Annotated in this window: 13 protein-coding genes; 3 read left to right on the plus strand and 10 right to left on the minus strand. The window is 60.8% G+C overall.

All coding sequences use genetic code 11. The annotated features are described in order from the left end of the window. Positions 1-3: 3 nt before the first annotated feature. Positions 4-2,790: a bifunctional glycosyltransferase/CDP-glycerol:glycerophosphate glycerophosphotransferase gene (locus KG104_RS12185; RefSeq protein WP_207347155.1), complete on the minus strand. Its 2,787-nt coding sequence runs from the start codon at positions 2,788-2,790 to the stop codon at positions 4-6. A gap of 926 nt (positions 2,791-3,716) precedes the next feature. Between KG104_RS12185 and KG104_RS12190 the strand changes: the two genes are divergently transcribed. Continuing rightward, on the plus strand, positions 3,717-4,340 hold the full coding sequence (locus tag KG104_RS12190; RefSeq protein WP_207347156.1) for a hypothetical protein: 624 nt from the start codon (positions 3,717-3,719) through the stop codon (positions 4,338-4,340). A 44-nt stretch (positions 4,341-4,384) separates the two neighbouring features. On the opposite strand, the gene KG104_RS12195 is transcribed toward KG104_RS12190, so the two are convergent. Continuing rightward, complete coding sequence (locus tag KG104_RS12195) at positions 4,385-6,820, minus strand: accessory Sec system protein Asp2 (RefSeq protein WP_207347157.1); 2,436 nt, start codon at positions 6,818-6,820, stop codon at positions 4,385-4,387. A gap of 119 nt (positions 6,821-6,939) precedes the next feature. On the opposite strand from KG104_RS12195, the gene KG104_RS12200 reads away from it, so the two are divergent. Together KG104_RS12200 and KG104_RS12205 are read left to right on the plus strand one after the other, a co-directional pair. Next, entirely contained in the window at positions 6,940-9,237 is a 2,298-nt protein-coding gene (locus tag KG104_RS12200; protein WP_207347158.1) for a tetratricopeptide repeat protein, read from the plus strand. Positions 9,238-9,258: 21 nt separating this feature from the next. Then, on the plus strand, positions 9,259-12,009 hold the full coding sequence (locus tag KG104_RS12205) for a bifunctional glycosyltransferase/CDP-glycerol:glycerophosphate glycerophosphotransferase (protein ID WP_207347159.1): 2,751 nt from the start codon (positions 9,259-9,261) through the stop codon (positions 12,007-12,009). Here the strand turns inward: KG104_RS12205 and KG104_RS12210 are convergent. From KG104_RS12210 to KG104_RS12245, 8 genes are all read right to left on the minus strand, one after another. After that, a complete protein-coding gene (locus KG104_RS12210) occupies positions 11,984-15,094 on the minus strand; it encodes a bifunctional glycosyltransferase/CDP-glycerol:glycerophosphate glycerophosphotransferase (RefSeq protein ID WP_207347160.1) in 3,111 nt (1,036 codons plus the stop codon). The two genes, KG104_RS12205 and KG104_RS12210, sit on opposite strands and share 26 nt — an antisense overlap. Further along, positions 15,091-16,383, minus strand: a complete 1,293-nt coding sequence (gene wecC, locus KG104_RS12215) for a UDP-N-acetyl-D-mannosamine dehydrogenase (protein ID WP_207347161.1) — start codon at positions 16,381-16,383, stop codon at positions 15,091-15,093. The genes KG104_RS12210 and wecC overlap by 4 nt, the downstream gene beginning before the upstream one ends. Continuing rightward, a complete protein-coding gene (locus KG104_RS12220; RefSeq protein ID WP_207347162.1) occupies positions 16,364-18,271 on the minus strand; it encodes a glycosyltransferase family protein in 1,908 nt (635 codons plus the stop codon). The genes wecC and KG104_RS12220 overlap by 20 nt, the downstream gene beginning before the upstream one ends. Next, positions 18,272-19,171 carry an ABC transporter ATP-binding protein gene (locus KG104_RS12225; protein ID WP_207347163.1) on the minus strand — a complete coding sequence of 300 codons (900 nt, stop codon included), beginning with the start codon at positions 19,169-19,171 and terminating at the stop codon, positions 18,272-18,274. It abuts the gene before it with no gap. Next, a complete protein-coding gene (locus KG104_RS12230) occupies positions 19,158-20,069 on the minus strand; it encodes an ABC transporter permease (protein WP_104161378.1) in 912 nt (303 codons plus the stop codon). Before KG104_RS12230 ends, KG104_RS12225 begins: the two co-directional genes overlap by 14 nt. Next, positions 20,069-21,814 carry a glycosyltransferase gene (locus tag KG104_RS12235; RefSeq protein ID WP_207347164.1) on the minus strand — a complete coding sequence of 582 codons (1,746 nt, stop codon included), beginning with the start codon at positions 21,812-21,814 and terminating at the stop codon, positions 20,069-20,071. The genes KG104_RS12230 and KG104_RS12235 overlap by 1 nt, the downstream gene beginning before the upstream one ends. Then, positions 21,811-23,013, minus strand: a complete 1,203-nt coding sequence (locus KG104_RS12240; protein WP_207347165.1) for a glycosyltransferase family 4 protein — start codon at positions 23,011-23,013, stop codon at positions 21,811-21,813. The genes KG104_RS12235 and KG104_RS12240 overlap by 4 nt, the downstream gene beginning before the upstream one ends. Before the next feature lie 71 nt (positions 23,014-23,084). After that, a complete protein-coding gene (locus tag KG104_RS12245; RefSeq protein ID WP_207347166.1) occupies positions 23,085-23,807 on the minus strand; it encodes a hypothetical protein in 723 nt (240 codons plus the stop codon). Positions 23,808-23,810: the final 3 nt, after the last annotated feature.

The raw sequence follows: 23,810 nt of genomic DNA on the forward strand, positions 1-23,810 counted from the left end.
CTTTCACTTCCCCCCCTTTGAGCCGCCCCTCCGCTCTTCACTGTGGTTGTCGGTCACGTGCGGCAGCCCGACGAGGGATCGCTGCCGGTCCCATGGACGCCCCAGATTCTCCACCACCACGGTGATCCGCTCACACGAGCGCGAATCCCAGAAGGGGAAGGTCTCCCGTACCCGCTCCTCATACTTTTCTTCGCGGGCGAGTCCCCCGCGGACGATGCGCTCGAGTTCTTGAATGGCACTGTCCACGTTGTCAGTCACCGGACCAAAACCGTGCTGGGCATAGTCGAAGTATCCCTTGCGGTACACATGCTTGCCCCGGAAAATCTCGTCGCCGTCAAACTGCACGTAAATAAGGTTGCTCCCCGCATACGCGGCATCAAAGGCAATGGAGGAATGGTCGGTGATCAGAGTGTGGGCTTTGGTGAGTTCAGCCTGGACGCTCACGTCCCGGTACCGCGCCGGCCGCACAAATTCTGGCAGGTCCAGATACGGCACCACGAATTCGAACTCGGGATGGGGCATGAACACCACGTCCACCCCCTGGTTGACGCTCAGTTCCTTGAGCTCCGCGGAGCGGAGCAGCGCCATCCACGTTCCGCCAAAGTCCGTCGCTTCAAAGGCCCGGGCAGCCTCGGCCGGCGTGGCACAGACCTCAATGACCTTTTTCACGTACTGCCGCCAGGTGGGGGCGATCAGGACCTGACGGCGCTCCTCAACGGGTGAGGCCAGCGCGGCTGTGCGTAGGGCGTCGTAGCGGGGCAGCCCCACGAGTTTGGCCTGGTGGTTCGTCAGCCGGTACACACTGTTGTTGCCGGCAATCGATTCGTGCTCGCCATGGGTGGTAGTGACCATTGCCGCGATGTCCTTGCCATTGATCCACCGGGACATGTCATCCTTGATGACACCGTGCTGGAGGTAGACAAATTTGGCGTTGCCGCTGCCGAAACGCTTGCGGCTCACCGGGTATTCAACGTTCCAGTTGGCGTGTGAGGAGAGTTTATAGGCGGCATTCAACACCAGCAGCACGGATTCGTCCGAGCCGTAGGGAACCAGTTTGAATCCTTCACCCTGCAAACGGTGCCAGTCCGCACAGTCCTGTTCAATCACGAAGAAGGCATTGATATCAGGGCGGTGCTTCATGAGGTACCGGTACAGGTGCTCCGCATTGTCATCGGCCCGGTCAATCCGGTCCATCAGCAGCCAGGCATCCTGGTACCGCGCGCGCCGCGGTTCCGTGGATGCCCTGCGGATCAACGCCTGGTCTGCCGCAGCACGTTTTTTGGCGGCGACCGATTTGAGTTGCCGGCGGAGCACCCGGTTTATTGCTAACGCCGCCGTCCGGGAACGGGACTGTCCGGACAGTACCTGCCGGACAGTGAGTCCCGCACGGGCACGCGCGACACGCCGGGACACGCGGCTTCCGCCAACGGTCTTGGTTAGACGACTTTCCTCACGCCCAGCAGCCAGTTGAAGGTAGGGCGCCGGCTCCGGCTTGCGCCCGGGCTGCAGCGGCACTCTGCGGTCCGTGGTGGGAACCGCCTTAACGCCATCCAGCACGATCTCGGTGCTCTCCCCCGCCGGCAAAACAAGGATCCGCTCACGGATCAGGACCTTGCCCAGCACCCGGTGCTCCAACACCTTGGCGGCCACCGGAGGCCGGGAAACGCCGTCCACTACGTATTCTTCCTGCGGCAGGTTCCCCTGGTAGAGGTAGTTATAGGTTGTGACCTGCTGCTCTGGATCGGTTGCCCCCTCCACCACGAGAGGATCACTGTCACGGATGCCCTTGTAGTAGGTGCGGAGAATGTTATGGAAGAGCCAGCCCTGGCTAACCACGCTGAAGGAGCTAATGGCCTCCAGATCGATCAGCGCAACAATTCGTTCGAGCAGGCGGTGCATAGTGGCCTGCTGATCAGGCGTAGCCGACCCTGTGTCGCTGTGCATGCGTTTGTCGTCAATGTAGAACCACACCAGGTCGTAAAGCACCATGTACTGCGCCCAGCGCGGAACATGCCCGGCACATTGGCGCACAGCCTCGAGCATTCCCAGCCAGCCGTGTTCAGGCAGATCGCTGTAGGCACGGGGGTCGCCCCATGTGCCCTGAACCAGTGATGCACCGCTGCTGCGCTGGCGGCGATAGTAGTAGCTAGCGGATGCGACGAGCCCGACGACGGGACGGTCCACGACCGCCAGATAGCGGCCGATGAGGTGCGCGTCCTCGAACTTGGGCCGGATCCGCTCATCAAAGCGCAGGCCATGCGCTTCCAGAACCTCCCTGCGCAGGAAGGTGGTTGGCCCGTGCATATGGATGTACTCCGGGTTCAGGTTCAGGTCCACCAACTGATCCCCCAGACGGAACTTCCGGTTGAGCAGATGGCCCTGTGACGTCTTCAATGATGCGTCATTGAATTGGACAAGCCGTCCGGTGAGCATCTGCGCCGACTGCTGGGTGTCCCGGGAGATGAATTCCGAGAGTCGCTGGAAATACTGCGGATGGAATGCGTCATCGGGATCGCAGAACGTAACCCATGTATTGCGGACTAAGTCCAGCCCAGCGTTTCGTGCAGAACCGGGGCCGCCGTTGGTCTTATCGACCAGTCGAACGTTGGCCCGCCCCTCTGCCCACCTTGATACCAGGGCGGCCGACTCATCAGTGGAACCATCGTTAATCACAACGATGTCCAAGTCATCCACAGAGTAGGTCTGGACCTCCAGGGACTTGAGAAACACCGGAACGTACTCCGCCACGTTGTAAAGCGCCACCACCAGGGAAAACTGGCCCTCAGTCACGTTCGTGTCTCCACTCAGTTGAATAAGCCGTCCGGCAGCCCCTATCAGGCCAATCACCGCAGAGGCAGGTGTTTATGCGCTTCGTACACGATCCACAAGCGCAGGGACTGCCCAATTTAACAGCTTTGGGTCGGGCAGCACCGCTCTCTCCGTCATATGCTTCCATACCCGGCTGCCGTCGCTGTCGCCTCAGCTGCCCGTATAGATCCCAGTACGGTTATATTTCCTGACTCAGCCCGCACAGGGCCCAGTTGCGTAAGTTCATTCCAAGGTTAGATTGGAAACGTCGTCATAGCTTACCCCCTACCCTAACCAGTCATACCCGGCGTTTGATCAGGTGGAAATCTTCTTGATCCGTTACCGTTATTTACGGCACGGCCGACGTACCAAAGGATCTGTCAAGGTCATTTAGTCGGTTTGCGGTGCATTGAAAGGACCATCGTACCGAATACACCCAAAGGTGACGGGCTAGCATAAGAAAGCGCCACAGGCGATCGGGCACCGTTCTGAACAGTAGACTCCCAATGCTAGTTTGCTGCTGGCCAAGGACCATACAACGAGATGCCGCCCCTTCCGTACCTTCAAAAAGCGTATTTGAAATACACCAACCTCAATCTCAAACTCAAGGAGTATAGATGACAAAGCGATATATCCGTTTGAAAGAATATCCAACTAATAGTGACCAATGGGTGACTCCATCCCCCGACTACATTTCGGGCACTGACGGAACTCTGCCTGAGGGCCCGTTTCGGTGCCGCTCAGATTACAACGGGTTTATCCAAACCGGCAACCCATCAGTTCCCGGCGCACGACCCATAGTCTTTCTCGGAGATTCGTTTGTGGAGTCTATGTATACAGCCGAGAGTGACCGATTTGTCTCGGTAGTCGAGCGGACACTCCGAACCCACGGCCATAGCGTGCAGTGCATGAACGGAGGATATTCGGGATCAACGACGCTGCAACTGCTGAACGTCCTGATCAATAAGGTCTACCCCGTCATAGGCCCTGGCGGGACCGTCGTCCTATTTGCACCGCATAGCGACCGTGACTACCTCTATAAGCAAGGTACCTATTGGAGCGATACGCAACGTGGGGCCACAATACTTCCGCCTGGTGACCCTGGTCATCAGGACATTCCGCGTGGACAAGCATCTGCTGTCATGGTCCTCAGACTCTTCGCCACAGCGGCCCAGCAGCTGGGAATGCGTTTGGTTTTGGCGACCGCACCTTACCGTACCGGTGACTATGACGCTGACCCATTGTTTCCACTCAGGTACCACGGGCGGCCCGACTGGTTCCGTGCTGGAATGGCACGGAGACGCCATTGGATTTCCACCATCGCAGACACGGCCGCCGAGTTTAATCTGCCATTGATCAAGGCAGAGGAATTCATCGGTGGTCATGCTAGCTGCTTCTATGACGAATTGCACCTTAACACCGAAGGGCAGAGGCGCGTTTCAATGTACGTATCAGAAAAACTCGGGGAGCTTTGGGCCACGGATAAGCGGGGCCCCGGCAAGGTCGATTCAGACTCACTTCCTGTCGGATAGATACTTCGGGCTATTCCCCCAAGTGTTCGCTAACGAGCCGCGGGCTATTGCAAGGACGTCGTCATTTTATACCCCAGCCTTTTCAATAACTCCTCACGAAAAGTTCGATAGAACCCGGACTCGTAGTGGTACGGAGCGGGGCCCCCGGGGTGGGAGGGATCGCTGAGCGTCTTTGCTCCGCCGGCGCTGACCGCTTCTGCTGGGACATGCTGCAGGAATATCTCGTCAAGCTTCGACCATCGCATGTTGATTGCGTTGACGAACTTCTTGGAGAAGTCCACTCGTGCTCCTTTGTCGAAATAGGAGTACGCCGCTCGCGCAGAATTTAATATCACCCGCGTCTCAGGAAAGTGTTTCCGTCGCAGGGTTTCGAATTCCCCCGCGGCGGCACGGAAGGCCCGCAGGTATTCTTCCTCGTTATCCCAAAGATTCAGGGTCTGATATACGTGTGCGGACTCTTTCCAGTAGCGCGTATTATGAAGCTTCCAATCGTTGTTGGTAACCAGCGAGCCCTCTGCGCGTAAACACCCAAAACGCGCGTCAGCAAATAAATCAACAACTAGAATATCTGGAGCGTCGCCAGCTACAAGATCAACCATGTATTGCTTGCTGAAGTCACGGACGGTTGTCCGCGTTGAATGCTGGTCGGAGCCTTCCAACTCTCCTGTTGAAACCCCCACAGGTTTTGACATCAGCGATAAAAACGAGGACTGATAATGTTCGTTACCCAGGGTAAAATATGACTTCCAGCCGGGTGACAAACGACTGTTGAAGTTGTCTCGTGAAACACAGGACCCGACAACATCCACTCTGGGCCTGTTGCTAAGCTGCACTGAACTAAATGATCCGGAGATGGAAACTACGCTTTCCAACGGCTCGCTGAACACTACATCGCCGAATCGTGCTGTCACGAAGGCTGCGTATTGCCCAGGCGGAGTTCCCATCAGCGCAACACCCCTGTACTTAGGCGTCGCGTAGTATGCCTTTGAATAATCGATCCAAGAGCCGCGGAACTGTTCATTTATCTCCGGCCGGTTGTCCGAGGCCAAGGGGAACGCCGCTATCGGCGCTCCGCCCTCTACCGGGCATAGAACGAGATAATATCTGACGTCATGGTAATGGGCCGTTGGAATTCCCTCCACAGCGAAGTAGCCTTCAAAGTGGACACGGTCCTCTGCGGCCCACCGCCCCATTTCCTTGAAGTACGCACCTCGTGCGGCAGCGCCGAGTGCCGGGCGTTTGGTCAATGTCGTGCGAGATTCATCTGTCTCGATCTTATAAAGATAGCCTTCGCCTGACGTCCATACGTTCCGCGAGCGGTTAGAACTGGCCGGCACTAGATGCTGCCTTCCACCGTGACGCACATTCAAGGAAACATGGTACTTTCCTTCCGGGAGTCCGGACAGGGAAATCCCCTTGTGCGCGAGTGATGCGAACTTTGCCGTGGAGTAATCGCAATACTGATGCTCATAGAACTTGGTGCTCAGGAGGGGATCTTTTACTCCGCCTAGGGGCACCTCATGTGTGAAAGATTCGCTGGCGAATTGAATGCCGGTTCGAACCTTTCCATAGTCATCCGCAGGGTAACCCTTAACGAACGCATATCCTTCAGGAAAGAGGAGGGATCCTTTGAAGCTGATGGACGTCAGGGCCTGAACAACTTCATCCCTGCCGCGAACCTGCTCCAGCGTCAGACTCGAAGCGGCATTGCCGGGAGCCATCGACCCGTTGCAAAGGATCCCCAGGGCAGGTTTGACCCCCTCGCTCAACAGACTCAGGATGCTGGTTATTGTCGGAACATTATATCGAGTGACCGCGCTGTGGGTGTCCACCAAGGGGCTTGATGTCAGAACATAGTTGAAGTTGGTGTACTTACCCAACTCACGCAGATAAGGCACAACGCTTTTCTTATGTTGCGGATCACTTTCGGAAGAAAACAGGTACAGGTTCCGCGCGAGATTGGCATCATCACGAAGTAGATTCGGGAGAAGGGAATCTAGGTAATCGCATTCTGCTGATGACCCGTCTTTTGTCATCGCACTGAACACCTCGGGCCACTTTTTCCTGACCGAACTGCCAATGTGCATTTGCGGAACCGTTGCCAGAATCGCCCCATAGTTGTATTTGATACCATAATAGAGGGCAGCACTCCCACCTTTGGAAAATCCAGCCACAGCACACTGATCTCGGGTGATGCCCAAGTAACGGATGGCCTCCTCTATCAGGGAAGCGACGGCCCGTTCCACACTGAAATCAAGGGCTGTGCACAAATAATATGCGAAGTTGTCGGAGAAATCATCAAGTATCCATAAGACGTTTCCACGGACGCTGGATATCGGCCCGCCGTCAAAGTCATACGTGCCGCGTTCGCGAAATCCCGAGAATATAACGATCAGGTTCCGGCGGTCTCCGATTGCTTTCCGGTACTTGTATTTCACATTCACACCATCGTGTAAATACGTACCTTCGACGATGCTCATCTTTGTGCTGATTCCTTACGCGTAACCTGCCGAACCAATATATTCAACTGTCTTATTCGAACACGGACCATTCAGTAAACGATTCGTATAAGGCGCAGGATGACCGTATTATTCATTCCATGTTCCTTCACACCTGCCAGACTGCCAAAGAGAGTCTAACCGACGACGAGACGTTCCTAGCCTTGGAGCTCGGCGTGCTGGACGACTTCATTTCTGGATCAAGCCGAGGCGGGACCCGACCGTTACAGAACGAACATCTTGAGTATCTGGCGGCGCTCCACTTTCGGGGTGATGGCGAATTAGCTTTGGAGCTCCTAGACCGCGCCTTGGCCATTGCGTCTGATGACTCGCTCCCCACTGCGGGCACAGTATCCCAATCTGAACTGCTTATCCTCAAGGCAGATATGCTGATAGCGACGAATTCACTCGCTGATGCAGAGTCAACTCTCCTGCATGCGGCCTCTATCAGCAGTTCGCCGCACATGATCGGTGTTGTCGCCATTCTTCATGCCAAACTGCTTGCGGGATCGTTCAGAAAACAGGAAGCCTTGACAGTCCTCCAGAGTGCCGTCGGTTCCCTCACCCCAGAGACAGTACCGACGGAACTTGTCAGCTCGCTAGCAGCTGCATACGCCGGTGCAGGCGACTACGGACAGGCGGAAGAGCTTCTCCGCACCCACATCCACCAGGTGTCCGGCATCCCTCCCGTCCCGCGATCTGACGGTGCTGCGCTGTGCCGCTTACAGCTCGCATCGGTGTTATTCGAACAGGGAAAGTACCTTGAAACCGAAAGTACGCTGCGTGTGACCGAACCAGATGAAACATCAGCTCCGATGGTCTCCACCGATTTGTCCGACTATTACACGGCTGCCTGCAGTGCTGTTTCCTCGGGAAAACTACTCTCGGACTGTATAACTGCATCACCATTTCTTTCCCGGCCCGCTGGCTCGGGCGCGGTAAGCCTCCAGCTCTTCGCTGCTTTCGATTGGCTTCGGGCGGGCGAGACCAGCAAAGACACCATGTTGCGCGATTCCCGCAGCAGTGGAGCTGTAACCTCCGCGCCTTGGGCGGAGATCTTCCACGCAGAAGAACTCAACCTCCAGGGTTCCGCTTATGGGCGCTTGGTGGAACGTGACTACGCCGGCGCAGTAGAGGCGTTTCAAAAGCTCGAGAGGTTGCGGGCAGAGGCTTCCCGCGAACGAACACTAATAGCCGTTCTAGATTCCAGGGCTTTGGCCTCTGCTCTCGTCCAAGCGGGGCATTCCGGTGCGCTCGAAGCCGTGCGCCGCGCCCGCCGCTATTCGCAACTCCTGCTCGGTCTCTCAGCAGTCAGCACCCTCTGGGCAGTCTTCGATGAAGCTCGGGTTCTGCTGGACCGCGACGAGGCATCGCAGGCCGGGACTCTCGTACGGCAGGCTCTCACACGGGACGAGCCATCCAGCGATGCGCGGGAAGTCCTCCTCCGGCTACATCTGATCCTCATGGAGGTCAACACTCGGTCAGGTTTTGTTCATGAGAGTCTGAAGTCGGTTGACTCGCTAGCTTCCGAAGCTGCTGTTCTTCGAAGCGTTGCTCCGGACTTGGAATTCATCGTCAAGTATCAGGCTGCGGCGGCCAAGGCAGCTGCTGGCGACTTCGACGCGGCCGAGCATGAATTTACGGCGTTGCGCCACGCCCTGGACGCTGCCGAAGATATGCCGCCGGAGCTCGCTCTTAAGGCCGCCTACGGCCTCGCACGGGTGAGGCAGCATCGTGGAGAGTACTCCCATGCGCTTTCACTCCTCCGTCCGCTGACGGAAGCCGGATCAATGAGTAGGCCTCTGTCTCTGCGGGTACGCCGTCGGACCGCTGCATGCCTCATCAGCCTAAATGAGCATTCAGCCGCTGCTGACGTCTACCGTTCCTGCGCGGAGGACCTAAATACTTGGGCCGGGGACAAGGATCCGGATTACCTGGATATGCGTCTGCTTCAGGCCGACTGTCTGCTCGCCTCAGGACAGTTCAAGCCCGCCCGCAGGATTTACCGCACGCTGTGGGAGGTTCTGCACAAGGACTATGGGGGACGGGACGTTTTCTACATCAGAGCGGTAATGGGAAACGCGACATGTCTGAGGAGATTGAAAGACTACTCAGGTGCCGTGCTCAACTACCGCCGTGTCCACAATCTCGCCGCGCGAACCGAGTACATGTCCCAGGAGCAGACCCTGGAGCTCGAGAAATGGCTGGCTTGGAGTCTGGAAATGACTGGCGCGTTGGCTGATGCGGCCCAGCACTACATCGAAGCAATCCATTTGCTTGGCGAACTGCACCCGGAGCGTGCGGATCTTCTCGAAGACCTCAGATTCCGGGTGCTCTGCTGCAGAGGACAACGCATGTCCATCTCGATCGAACCGGCCGACCAGCTTCATGACAGCTAATTCCAGAACTATTAATCTCAGGTGAGTTACAACATGACCAAAGGGCTTTTTTCAGTAGTCGTTGCGCTGTACGGCGTAGAGGACTATGTGGATACCTTTTTCCAATCCCTGGAGCGGCAGACCTTTCCCTTCGAAGACCTCGACGTCGTCGTCGTCGACGACGAGTCACCGGACGGCTCCTACGAAATCGTGAAAAGGTGGGCGGAAAAGTATCCGGGCGTAATCCGTCATACCACTCAGGTCAACGGTGGCCCTGGGGCTGCACGTAACACCGGGCTCGATATGGTTCGCAATGAATGGGTAACCTTTGCTGATCCTGACGATGCCCTCCAAGCCGACTACTTCCGGAACGTGGCCAACTTCCTTAAACGCGATACACACAATAGTGCCGCGATGCTGACCACGCGCGTGATGATCTGGAACGAGAACCAGCGGCGTGTGACGGATACCCACCCGCTTCGGCGCAAGTATATGTTCGGTGAGCGACTCGTGGATCTACGCAAGGAACCGAACAACATTCAGCTCGGCGGCGCCTCCATCTTCCTGAGGCGCTCCGTCCTCGAAGCGGAGTGCCTCCGTTTCGATGAAAGGGTGAAGCCTACGTTCGAGGACGGCGAGTTCATCGGACGCTATTTGGGGTCCCTTGAAGATCCAATTGTCGGGCTGATTCCCTCCGCCAGATACCTCTATCGCAAGCGTGGAAACGGCACCTCGTTAGTACAGAGCGGCTGGCAGGTTCCCGAACGCTACGATGACATCCTCAGATATGGATATTTGGGGCTCCTCGAAGGTTTGAAACGCCGCCTCGGCGCGGTCCCGGTCTGGGCCCAGAACATGGTGCTGTATGACCTCCAGTGGTACTTTGCGGAGGATCGCAGCATGAACAGCAAGACTGCATGGATTAATCGCGAGCAAAAAGAGATCTTCTTGGCGCTTCTGATGCGTGTCGTGGCCCACATAGACCGCGAGACGATCGACAATTTCGCCGTTGTCCCGTTGGACTGGACCACACGAGAAGCCTTACTCGTGCGTTATAAGGGGCACGGCCTGAGCGTTCCCCGTGTCTTCAAATGGTCTGGGGCGGGCGTATCACCTGCTCAGATCCTCTACACGTACTCGGGCGCCGCACCGTCGGAGAGGTTCCGGGTGAACGGCGCTGAGGTCGAACCGACGCGGACCAAGACAGTCGCCTACAACTATTTTGGTCAGAATTTCTTCATGGCGCGTTCTGTCTGGCTACCCACGGACGGCACAATCGAGGTCTGGCTGGACGGCGAGTTCGTCCCGTTTGAGTCTCCCAAGCGGCCGGGCTGGACGCGTCCCCTTCCTGCCGAGGGAAAGTGCAGACTTGGCCCGATCCGGAAGCCGGTGCAGGGCCAGCTTCCTGTTCTGGGCGCGGTCGGACGACGTGTGCTCGCCCCGGCCAGTTCAATAGCAAAGAAACTGGACAACCGGTTGGGGATTGAGAGCATCGTTTCCGGAGCGGCTAGACCTGCCGCGCTGAGAAACGTGGTCAGCCGCGTCGCAAAACGCAAGGTGCAAAGCACTTTAAGTAAACGGCGTCACCAGGCAGACCAGAAAACCGTCGAATGGGCCCTGTCCCCTGCCAACGCCGCGAAGTTCAAAGACGCCTGGGTCATTATGGATAGAGTCGATCAAGCGGACGACAATGGTGAACATTTGTACCGCCACATCGCGGCCAAGCATCCGGAGGTTAACGCATGGTTCCTTTTGGAGCGGACGTCCTCCGATTGGGCCCGGCTTGAGTCGGAGGGATTCAAACTGGTGGAATACGGCTCCCGGGCGGCAATTGCGCTTGTGTTGAACGCGACTAACCTTATTTCCTCCGACGCGACTGCAGAAGTTCAATATCCGATTGGTCGCGGGCGCTACCCAATGTCTGACGCCAAAATTATCTTTCTTCAGCATGGTGTGATCACTCAGGATCTTTCCCGCTGGGTGAACCCCAAGCCCATATCGCTGTTCGTGACCTCAACACGTCCGGAGTACGAATCTATTGCCGGCGACAACTCGCCGTACAAATTTACTGACCGTGAGACCTGCCTGACGGGCCTGCCGCGCTTTGATGCGCTTCAGCAAAAGGCCCTGGCGATGCCTGTCGCGAAGCGCAATGTTTTGCTTGTCACACCCACGTGGCGTCAGGAACTAAAGACAAAGGCAGGCCTAGCGACGACGAGTGAGGAGCGCCGAACGGTGCTCGAAGCGTCAGAATATGCCCGCAACTGGTTCGGACTGCTCCGGAGTCCCGAGTTGAAAGAGTATGCCGATCGGAACAATCTTGAAATCGTTTATCTTCCGCATCCGTCCTTTGCTGATTTTGGCGAAATAGAGTTCCCCGACTACGTTCGAGTCCACCGGCGCGCCGACGGCAGTGTGCAGGAAATCTTCGCCAGGTCGCGGGTTGCGTTGACAGACTACTCTTCCGTGGCCTTTGACCTGGCGCTCATTGGGTCTCCGCTGGTCTATTTCCACTTTGACCGGGGAGAGATATTTAACGGCAAGCACAATTATCGGAAGGGGTACTTCGAATTCGATCGGGATGGTCTTGGCCCGGTTGCTCTCAGCCCGGACGAAGTGATGCATCATCTGGCGGATCTGGCAGAGCGTAACTTCGAGCGCCATGAGTTATACACCCTCCGGACCAAACAGGCTTTCGCTTATTTGGACGATGGCAACTCGGAACGTGTCTTCCAAGCCATCAAGGCCCTGAACCAGCCGGAATCTGTTAGTCCAGCCGGGTCCGGGAACTGAAAGCGAAGGAAGTAGCGCGCGCTGCTGCCTTTCCGTCATCGAGGGCTGCAAATGCCCTCGATGACGGATTCGCCCGTGTGGATGAGCGGCGCAGCGCAGTGACCAGCTCCGGCGTCGTTTTAACCACCGGGACGCCGGGTAGGTGTTCGGCAGGGTCCAGATACAGGCCCCGCGAGCGTTTGTACTCGTTCAAGTCAGGCGCCAGCAGAAGAATAGGCTGCTTCAGCACCGCGTAGTCGAACATCGCCGACGAATAGTCCGTCACCAAGGCATCCGAGGCCAGATAGAGGTCGTTAACCTCCGGGTAGTCCGTCACGTCGATGGCGGCCGGGTGATTCTCGATCTGGCGCTGTCCGGCAACGTTGTGATGTCCGCGGATCAGGAACGTCCACCCCGGCCCCAGCAGCCGGGCAGCTTCCTCAACATCTAGGAATCCAACCCAGTCCGACCTGCCGTCCCCGTCCCGCACACTGTCGCGCCAGGTGGGAGCGTAGAGCAATACTTTCTGGTCCACAGGAATGCCGAGCAGGCTGCGGACCCGGTCCCGGGTGGCAGGAAGCTGCAGGGCATCGTTGCGGGGGTACCCCGCGGTGAGGACTTCTCCCGTGTAGCCAAGGGCGGCCGGCAGGACGGCTGCCGCGAAGTCGTTCTGCGCCAGGAGCAGGTCCCACCACTGCGCTTCCCGTGCCATAAGATCCCTGTAGGACAGCGAGAGCACCCGCTGCGGCACATCCAGCCCGATTTTCTTCAGCGGCGTTCCGTGCCAGGTCTGCAGGTAGAACTGACCCGGAGACTTGCGGAAGTACCAGGGAAAGTTGTTGTTGTTGACCAGTCGCCGGGTGGATGCGAGTTTCCGGTACCACTCCTCCGATCCCTGCAGCAGCGGCACTGCATACTCGGGCACGGAAACGGAACGGTCAACCACGGACCAGTAGAGGGGTTCATCAAAACCGGCGGCGGCAAGGTAATCCGAAATGGCCCGCGGACTGTCGGTGCAGCTTTTCCCGCCAAAACTTTCAAAGAAGATCCCGGGAGTCAGTTCGCGAGCCGCGGAGGCATCAAAGACTTCGCGCCGCAGCCGGTACTGGTGGAAAGTCCCGGTCTCGTTTCCGGCCAGCGGAGCAGAAATGCTCACAGCCATGGACCCCGCAGCAGTCCTCAGCCCGCGCACGCGGGCTGCCGGCAGCAATACTGATTGAAAGTCCCGGGCTGCTTCGGCGGAAACCGGTACGGCCGGATCCCGCGGCCCGACCGCTTCCCCTCCGGAGTTCCAGCGCAGGGTGTAGGACCCCGACGGAGGTGCCGGCAGCTCCCTTCCCCAGCGCGTGGCGGCCAGCGGGAACCGCACTCTCAATCCGCCGTCGGGCAGCGAAAGAACGTCGCCGGCAATCCGAAAACGGGACGTCACCAGCGCATAGGCGGCCGAGGCCGGGGCATTGGCCAGCACCAGTTCCAGGATGTCGGCGTTGGGGTCGTTAGAGTCAGCCACGAAAGCGGATACATGCGGACCGTTGGTTCGGTTGCTCTGCTCTTCGGCGTGTACAGGAATGGACGAGGGCACGGCAATCGTCTGCTCAATGAGGTGCCCGTCCACTTCAGCGCGTAAAACGACCTCGGCCGGCAGCGGCATTTGTAGCCGAAGACTAAAGGCGGCATCCGCGTAGCTGCAGTTGCGGTCCCCTGAGGAAATATCCAGCTCCGGGTCCGTGCGGGGTTCAAGTTCCAGCGGCTGGAAGCCCGTGGAACCCGGGATCCCAGCGGAAACCTGAACGGCCGTACTACGCAGGTCGACGTTCCGCAGGTAGGCATACCCATGCAGGGTGGCGGGGCCGTCGTTGTCTCTTGCCGAGTTCTTCCCTGAAGCCGGCGGCTCCAGCGCCGCCACCAGTTCCAGGTGTTCGGGACGGACTTCCAGGAGCCCGCGGTCGATGGGAGTATCCAGAACGCGCAGCAGGGGCGGCTCGGCGAAGATGCGGCCCTGATCGAAGACGAGAGGGCTCGCGGTGCCGTTGTTTATCCTGTCCACCACGGCACGCCTGATGTCTTCCCGACGGCCCTCCGCCGTCAACTGCAGCAGCACCCGGGCCTGCGGATCCACGTCCTGAAGATGCTTCTGTCCTGCACTGTAGATACTGCCAACACCGTCCCGGAGCAGCTGCCAAAAATCCTCGGGAACATCCGGTACCTGCTCGATGTATGGGATCAGGTCAGACCCCAGCAGCCGCCGGTACCAATGGGATGCCGCGGCCGGCGGTGCTTCCGCTTCAAACAGCGCCGTGACGTCGCGGGCCACGGACAAGCGGTCCCGGAGGTCCTGAAGCAGGTATTTGGCCTGAGTGATGGAGGAGCCGTCTTCCCGGATCCGCCACCAGTAGACATTCTCGGCTAAGACGTCGAAGGATGCAGCCCGTAGGTACGCCCGTGCAGTGGTTTCCTGGTCCTCATAGCGGATGCCCTCCGGCATGGCACCCACCTGCCTGTCCCAGAACTCCTTGCGGAAGACCTTATTCCAGAGAAATACGTCGTCAATAACGGCCGGGTGGTCCGCCACGGCGATCCGCAGCCGCTCCCGGGCATGGATGCCCTCGGCCAGGCGAACGGGGGTTCTTTTGCTGCCGCGGATCCTGCCGTACGAGCCCACGCAGAAATCTGATCCCGTCCGGGCCAGCGTCCCCATCATCAGCGCGTAGGCGTCAGGGGGGACGACGTCGTCGGCGTCGGCAAAGGTGAGGAACTCCCCGCGAGCAGCGACAATCGCGGTGTTCCGCGCCAGCCCGTTGCCACCGTGGGGCAACTGCAGGACGCGGATCCGCCGGTCATACCGGGCATATCCGGCGGCCACGGCAACGGATTCGTCAGTGGAGCCGTCGTCCACCACAATGATGTCCAGATTGGCGTAGCTCTGGTTCACCAGGCTGGTCAGGCAGCGCTCCAGATACGGTGCCACGTTGTACATGGGCACCACTACGCTCAGCAACCCGTGGTCCGGCCGGCTGCTGCGCCCAACGGTGCGGCGAATCCGGGCCTTCAGCGCCGGATGCAGATCTGCCCCGGCGGAGGCGAACCGTTTGGCGAGTCGGTTCATGCCGTGGTGCGCCAGAATCCCCTGGTATCGATGACAGCCTTCCCGGCCAGCTGCTCGGGGCGGATTTCCCGGAAGGTGTCGTGGTCCACCAGGAGGACAACGGCGTCAGCGGCAGCAATCGCTTCATCGGTCACCGTCGACACGACGTTCGGCAGCGGGGCCAGCTCATCGGGAAGGGTGGCTCCAAGGAAGGACCGTCCCACCAGAATCTGTGCCTGGGGGTTTTCCAGTGCCAGCCGGCGGACAATTTCCACTGCGGGTGATTCACGGGTGTCATCAATGTTCGCCTTGAAGGCCAGCCCCAGGGCTGCGATCACGGGAGTCTCGATCCCTTCCACCGCTGTCAGCACCTCGGCAATGACGTGTCCGGGCTTGGCATCGTTCACCTCGCGGGCGGTGCGGATCAGGCGGGAATTCTCCGGATCCGCGGAAACAATGAACCACGGATCCACGGCAATGCAATGGCCGCCCACGCCGGGGCCGGGCTGGAGGATGTTCACCCGCGGGTGGTGGTTCGCCAGCTCAATCAGGTTCCACACGTCGATGCCGAGGTTGCTGCTGATGACAGAGAGCTCGTTGGCGAATGCAATGTTCACGTCCCGGTAGGCGTTCTCCACCAGTTTGGCCATTTCAGCGGTGGCCGCGTCGGTGAGGTGGATGCGTCCCTGACAGAACGTGCTGTACAGGCCGGCGGCGGCGGTGGCCGCTTCCGGCGTCAGCCCGCCGATAATGCGGTCATTGGTGACCAGCTCAATCATGATCTTTCCGGGCAGCACACGTTCCGGGCAGTGGGCAAACAGTACGGCGTCCTTACCGCCGTTGGCCTCAGCGGAGAGGTCGGGGCGCAGCGCCAGGATAACGTCCGCCATCCGGCGGGTGGTGCCGGGAGGCGATGTGGACTCGAGGATGACCAGGTTGCCGGGACGGATCCGGGCGGCAATATTGCGGGCGGCCTGCTCCACATAGACCAGGTCAGCAGTCTTGTCATCCTGGAACGGCGTGGGCACGGCTACGATGTAGGCGTCTGCTTCCGGCACGCTCCCCTGCGCCGTGAGATGCCCCTGGCTCACCGCACCGGCCACATGGACTCCCAGATCGGGTTCGATGAACGGCACCCGGCCTTCGTTGACGGCCTCGACAGTGTAGGGATTCACGTCCACACCGATCACGTGCAGTCCCTTGCCAGCCAGGATGGCGGCGGTGGGCAGCCCAATGTAGCCCAGCCCGACGACGGCGACGGTAGAGATCTCCGTCGCAGCCTCGCCGGCGTTATATGTCTGTGTGTTCATGTGGTCCCCCATAAAATTTCAGGTCTCCGGACGCCAGCAGTGCGGCGTCCTCCACCTGCCATGTGTGTCCGGTTGCTTCCCGGACCTGAAAGTAATTGAAACGGTCTGCTGAGTAGATGCGCTTGCCGGCTGCTGCAGCCTGCCGAAGGAAACCGGTGTCCTCCCCCAGCCCCAGCTCGGGGAAGGGCAGCTCCAGGACCAGGCTCCTGCGGGCCACAAGGGTGGGACCCATGACGAAGTCCGTGTACCGGTGCTCCCGGTGTCCGAACCGGAGCACTGTGGCGTTGGAGGTGCGCAGGTGCATGTAATGCGCCTGTTTACCCACGATGTCCGCACCCGAATAGTGCAGGGCGTGGAGCTGGTCGCTGAGATAATTCGGGCCGTAGTGGTCGTCGTCGTCCATTTTGGCCACCACCTCTCCGGTGGCGGCAGCGGCGCACCTGTTCAGGCACTCCCCCAAAGAAACGTCGCGGCCGGCCGTCAGCAGCCGCACCTTGGCCAGTCCGTGTGCAGCCTGCAGCTGTTCGAGCCGCCCCGGTTCCAGTTCGAATCCGTGGGTCAGGAGCACCAGTTCCACGTCGACGTTCCGTTGGCGGGCGATGGTGGCGAACAGGCTGTCCAGTTGGTGCGGGCGGATGGTGGGCACCAGCGCCGAGACGCTGGGCCGGCTCAGGGGGCGGATACGGTCCGGCAGCGCGGCCGCCAGAACGGCTTCCGCGCGGTGTGCATAGGTGTGCTGCTCCCAGATGCGGCGCTGGGCAAGGTGCACGGTCCTGTCGTTGTACTCCGGGTTGGAGGCCAGGCCACGGCTCAGTGCGGCAGCTTCCTCCCGGGTGGATGCCACCGGAACCTCCGTGGGAGCGAAGAACTGCTCCACGGCCGCGCTGGGCGTACTGATCACGGGGGTGCCGGCTGCACTGATTTCGAAAATACGCCGGGCACACATGCTGGGTGAATCCACCACGGAGTTCACGTTGAGGAACACTTTGTACGCCTTGTAGGCGGAGAGCATCTGCGGGTAACTCAGGGAACCCACCACCCGGGTGTCCAGGGGTGCCGGGAACTGATAGTTGGTGTCCCCGCCGAGCTTGCGGGAAAAGATCTCCAGCCCGGTGCCAAGTTTTGCCGACGCGTCCATGGCCCCGCCCAGGAGCAGGTCCATCTGGTCGCGGCGCTCCGGATACTTGTGCGCAAAGTACATGCCAGCGAAGGCTATGTCCCGGGAGTGTCGGCCGTGCCGGGGACGCACCGGGTTGTGGATGGCCGGCTGCGCGGCAAAGGGAAGCACAGCAATGTTCCCGTGGCCGAGGTCCTGCCGGTAGAAGGGGACCCGGCGTACGTCGGAGGTGAAGACATGGTCAAAAAGTGCTGCTGCAGGCAGGAAATCCTCGTAGTGGGGCGGATCTTCCTTGTTCCAAAAGACCGTGGGGATGCCGTTTTGGCGGCTCCACTGGAGCAGTTCCACGAGTTCGGGAGCAGGACCGGACGGACCGGCGAGTTTCCCGCGCCAGAGCCGGTTGTTGCCGGCCCAGGCCGATTCGATGAAAACCAGGTCCACCGCTGTAACTGTCATCTGCTGCTGCCAGGATGCCGGATCCAAAGCCACGGTGTTCCACTCATGGGCAAAAGCCATGGCGGAGAATTCGTCCAAAATGACACCGACCGTAAGGTCGCTCCTGCGCGGCGCCGGCGTGGGCAGCGAGGCCGCGGGGATGGATAACCGGCGTGCTGAACCGCGGCCTATCCACCCGGCTTCCACTCCGCGGGCGTTGGCGGGATCCGCGAAGCTACGTTCTGCCCGGCTCCGTATTTTCCATTCCTGTACCTGGGCGGGACCGCCGGCGCGCAGGTGCCAGAGTCCGGTGCGGACATCGGCAAGCAGGCCCATCTAGTGGGTCCTCATGCTGCGGCGGCCGGTGGAACGCTCCATCACGCGGGTGACCGTCAGGGATTCCATAGCGTCTGTCCGGATTTTCGCGGCACTGATGTTGTTGCCTTTGGAGAGGTGCCGGGTGAAGTCTTTGTAGGCATTGACGACTGCCTTGGGCTCGCCGTCCATCAGCAGGTCCCCTTTGTCGATCCAGACGACGCGGGTGCACATTTCCAGGATGGTATCCAGGCTGTGGCTGACCAGGAAGACGCAGCCGGCCTTGCCGCGCAGTTCATCCATCCGCTTTTTACTGCGGTCGGCGAACTGCGCGTCACCGGTGTTCAATGCCTCATCGATGAGGAGGATTTCCGGATCGATGCTGGCGGCGATGGCAAAGCGGAGCCTGGACGCCATCCCGGAAGAGTAGGAGCGCATCGGCAGGTGAATGGCCTTTTCCAGTCCGGAGAGTTCGACAATTTCATCAAACTTCTCCGCGATCTGCGCCTTGGACATTCCCATGGCCAGGCAGCCCAGCACCACGTTGTGGTCGCCGGGGAGTTCGGGAACCAGCGCAGCGTTGACGCCCAGCATGACCGGGGTGCTCACGGCGTAGACGGCCCCTTTAGTGGGTTTGACCTGCCCGCTGATGAGTTTCATGAGGGTGCTTTTGCCGGACCCGTTGCGGCCCACAATGCCAATTGATTCGCCGCGGACGGCCACCAGTGACATGGGGTTCAGCGCGTTGACGGTGACCAGGTTGGGTTTTGCCATCACGCGTCGCAGAAGTCGTGCGGTGCCGCTGGACGTGTCATCCGCGGCCGGTGCTTCGCTGGACGGCACACGGTAGCGCATGCTCACTTCATCGATGACGATGCATGGGTCCTCGCGGAGATATTCCAGGTCCTTAACCGCGTCCATAGGTTTCCTCCGCCCGCCAGAAGTAGACGGAACCAATGGCAAGCGCGCCAAGTGCCCAGCAGCTGAGGACGGCCCAGGACTGCCAGTCCGGCACTGTGTTGTAAAGCAGCACGTCACGGACGATGTCCAGGACATTGAACAGCGGGTTCAGTTGAATGATTTCGAGCAGGACCGGCTGGTCGATGAACCGTTCGTAGGAGTAAAAGACTGCTGAAGCGTACATCCAGGCCCGCAGGGCGAAGCTCAGGAGGTGCACCACGTCATTCACCTTGGAGATCACCCGGGCCAGGATCAGCCCAACCCCCAGGTTGAAGATGCTCTGCAGCAGCAGGGCCGGAATGATCAGCAGTCCCAGCCAGGAGATCTCCTCGGTGGGCGGGATCACCAGGACAATGAGCACCATCACGATGAACACCGGAATGTTGGCGAGCAGCTCGCGCAGGTTTACGGCAATGGGCAGGGTGGCCCGGGGAAAGGAAAAGGCCTGGATGACGGCCCGGTTCTGCTGGATGGACCGGCCGCCGTTGGTGATGGCGCGCGAGCTGTACTGGAAGAGGAAGATGCCGATCACGAGGTAACCGATGAAGTTCTCAATGCCTCCCCCGGTGCCCAGCAGCAGCCCGAAAATCAGGAAGTAGGTCAGCCCGTTCAGCACCGGGTTCAGGATCAGCCAGATGCTGCCCAGCCGATCCCGGCGGTTTCCGCTCTGCACCCGTGACTTGGCGTCATAGAAAATAAACTCGCGGTAATTCCAAACCTGGACAACGTAGTCCACAAAACCCGGGCGCGCGCCCACGCGCTGCAGTCCCCGGACATCCACGGACAACGGTTTCACCTGGACTTCGGACGGGGAATCCGCCTGCGAGCCGGACTGGGGATCCGCCTTGATGCCGGCCATCAGGACGCTACCGTCAGAGAGCCGTACTTCTCCACGCAGAGCTCCGCGTTGGCATGCCAGGTCCGGGTGGCCAGAACGTGCCGGCGCCCGTTGACACCCATCCGGGTGCGCAGATCGGCATCGGCCAGCAGATGGCCGAGCGCTGCTGCCAGGGCCGCGGGGTCTCCTGCGGGCACCAGGGTGCCGTTGCCGCCGTCGTTCACCAATTCCCGGAGCGCAGGCAGGCTGCTGGCAACCACGGGGGTGCAGCAGGCCATGGCTTCCACGGGTTTCAGCGGGGTAACCGCTCGTGTCACGTTCAGATCCTTCCGGGGCACCACAAATATGTCGAGTGCCTGATGATACAAATGTGCGTCCTGACGGGATACACGGCCCGGGAAAACTACCCTGCGGTCTATCCCCAGCTCAGCGGCGAGCGCCTTCAATCCGGGTGCCGCCACGCCGTCGCCGGCGATGAGGCAGGTCAAAAGCGGATACTTCGGTGCAAGCACGGCGAAGGCCCGCAGCAGGTCGTCCAGGCCTTCATAGTCAACCAGACTGCTCACGGTTCCAATAATCTCGGTGTCCGCGGGCAGCCCGAGCTTTACGCGCGCTTCACGCGGCGCCAGCGGAGCTTTCAAGTAAAACTCCCCCACCGCGTTGGGCAGGAGCACAATCTTGGCCGGGTCCACTCCGGCTGCGGTAATCTCCTCGGCCATCACCGTGCCCAGAGTGGGCACCAGCGAAGCGCGGTTCATGATCCGGGCCTCGGCGGCTTTGAAGTCTAGGTACCGCTGGCTGCTCCGGGCCTCCTCGGACCGGGTGGATGCCCAGGTGTCAGCCAACTGACCGCGGACCTCGTACACCCATGGAATACCGAGGGCTTCCGCCACGGCGGCGGTGACCAGACCGTTGGTGAAGTGCGTGGTGGTGTGCAGCACGGCGGGCCGGAGTGCCCGGGCCAGTGCAAGCATGTCTTCGGCTTGGCGCTGCAGCCGGCGGTCCATGCCGAAAGGCATCCGGGACGGGAGCAGCCGGTGGTACACCACGCCGTCGATCACGTCCGTATCCCCGGCGCCCAGCTTGCCCACCGGCACGGGATAGCCCAACCGGGTCACGGCATGGACGTTCCAGCCCAGCTCCAGCTGGGCTTTGAGGATGGAGTGCGTCCGCTGCGCATAACCGCTCTGGGTGTGCGGCAGCGAATTGGTCAGGACATGGAGCACCGTCCGGGGCTCCGGCTCATACCCCGGTAGCGGCACAAGCTTTGGCTGCCAGCCGGCGAATACCCGTGCTTCGGCCGCGAGGCGGCGCTGCTGGGCGAGTTCCCGGCGGGATCCCCCGTCCAGGGCGCTGACCGCTTCGCGGGTGTTGCCGTTGTACCAGTTCAGCCGGGCCGCGGTTCCCCGGCGGCCTCCGGCAGCCGGCGGGACGTCTTTCAGGAGCTCGGCAGCAAGGTCAGGCAGTCCGGCAGCCGTGGCCAAATCCGCCATCCGCAGGCGCTGGCCGTCGCGGGCGCCGCTCTGCCCGCAGGCACGGAGGTTGGCTTCCAGCCTTTGCTTGTCCCCGCGGAGCAGGGCGTCCAGGGAGGCCAGGGTACCCCGTCCGGGGACGCGGGCTGCCGTGTCCAGCAGCGGGCGCAGTACGCGGGGAGGAAGACGGCGGGAGATTTGGAGCGCCAGGACCACCGGATCGTCGCCCAGGTGTTCGACGGCGGTTCCGCCGGCCAGCCGCAGATTGCGCACGAGTGTGCCGAGACGGTTCACGGGGTGGAAACCCCGTCCACCAGGGTGGTCAGCAGTTCGGCGTAGGCGTCAGCCAGGGCATCCACATTGGCATTGTCATGAACCCAGTCCCGTCCGGCCGTTCCGGTCAGCAGCCTGGACCGGTCAGCCGCGAGTTCGCGCCACAGCTCGGCAACCTTTTCGGGGTGGGCGGACACCACGTCACCGGCTCCGGATTCTTCGATGATCTTGCGGGCCTCGCCCAGCACTATCCCGGTCACATGCCGGCCGACCGCGAGGACTTCATAGGTCTTGGACGGAATGGTGGTTTCAAAGGACTTCCAGTCATCCCGCAGCGACACCACGCAGGTATCCGCGTGCCGGTAGTGTTCCATCACCTCGGCGCCCACGGCCGGATCGTGGAACACCACCGGGGCGTCCAGTTCCCTGGCGAGGGCTATCAGTTCCCGGCGCTGCACGCCGTGTCCCACCAGGTTCAGCCGCACGCAGTCCCGGGCCAGTGCGGCTGCACGGATCACGATGTCCAGGCGCTGGCTCTCGCCGTGGTTGCCGAGGTAAAGCACGTTGAGGAATTCCGACTGCTCCGGCGGCGGCATCAGCAGCTCGCGGACTGACACGTCAACACCGTTGCTGACTGTAGCCACGTTGCCCAGCCCGCGGTCCCTGAGCGTCTGCGCGAATCCGTAGGTCACAGTGACAACAAGGGCGGCCCGGTCCTGGATTCCCATGATGATGCGCTCGGCAACCCCCTTTGCGCTGCCCGGAACCAGCCGCGCGTCGCGGGCAATGTCCGGCCAGGCGTCCCGCATGTCCACAACCAGCGGTGTGCGCAGCAGCCGGGCAGCGAGATAGCCGGCACCAAGGATCGGCAGGCTGGGGACGGTGACAATCACCGCGTCCGGTTTGGGGCCCAGAAGCGCAGCCGGAACGCTGCAGGCTGCTGAAAAAAGATGATCCGCCAGGCGTCCCAGCCGGGTGGTGCGGTGCCAGAGGTAGGGGACCCGTCGAATCTGTTCCCCGTAAACGCCGGTATCACGGCGGAAGGCGCGGCCCGCTTCTGTCTTGGGCAGTGTGCGCCGGCCGTGGGGTGCGTGCGCTACGGGAGCTACGACGTCGACATCCCAGCCCCGCTGACGGAACGAACGGATGATCTGGGTCCAGCGCCGCTGCGGAGGGCTGTGCTCAGGCGAGTAGGAATGGGTGAGTAAGAGTACCCGCAAAAACTACCCCCAGAGTTGTGCTGTGGCTTGGACCACTGTATAAGACCGTGACAGTCTACCCCTACTGTCCGTTATCTCGTGAAAGCGGCCTTCGCCGAGGAGCCGCGCAGCTTAATGTAGTAGAGCGCGCCCACTCCGATAAGTCCCAGAATCACCAGGGTGCGCACCAGCCATCCGCTGCCGTCCGGCCCCTCACTGTCGCTGCTGGGCGCCGCTGCCAGCATGCTGGGCGAGGCGGTTGCCGACGGCGTTGGGGTCGCTGTCGGGGAGGGAGACGCGCTGGCTGTTGCGCTGGCAGTGGGCGACGGCGACGGCGACTCCGTAGGCGACGGCGTGGGGCTGGCCGTCTCCTGGTCATCGGCGATCTCGGTCACGAGGCCGGTTGCAGGGTCCCAGCGGAAATTCGTGTACAGCATGCTCCCGGCTTCGATCAGGTAGCCGGTGCCTGCCTCAATCAGCCATCCGGTGCCCGGGTGAATCAGGAGACCCGTGCCGGGATCAATGACGTATCCGGTGGCGGGATCAATGGCCGGTGCCGGTGCAGCAGGGGCCGGCGCAGGCTCGGGTTCCGGAGCCGGTGGCTCGGGAGCGGGTGCAGGCGGTGCGGGTGCGGGTGCCGGCGGGGCCGGCGTTTCGGAAGGCGGCGGCTGGACGGGGTTTGTTGGCGCTACCGGCGCGGGGGTTTCGGGCGGCGGGGTCTGGACCGCGGATGCGGGAGCAACAACCACTGACAACACGAGCACGGCGGCTGCCGCGCCCATTCCTGCGCGACGCGCCCCAGCTGCAAAACCCACGTT

The organism is Arthrobacter sunyaminii (assembly GCF_018866305.1).
GTDB lineage: Bacteria > Actinomycetota > Actinomycetes > Actinomycetales > Micrococcaceae > Arthrobacter_B > Arthrobacter_B sunyaminii.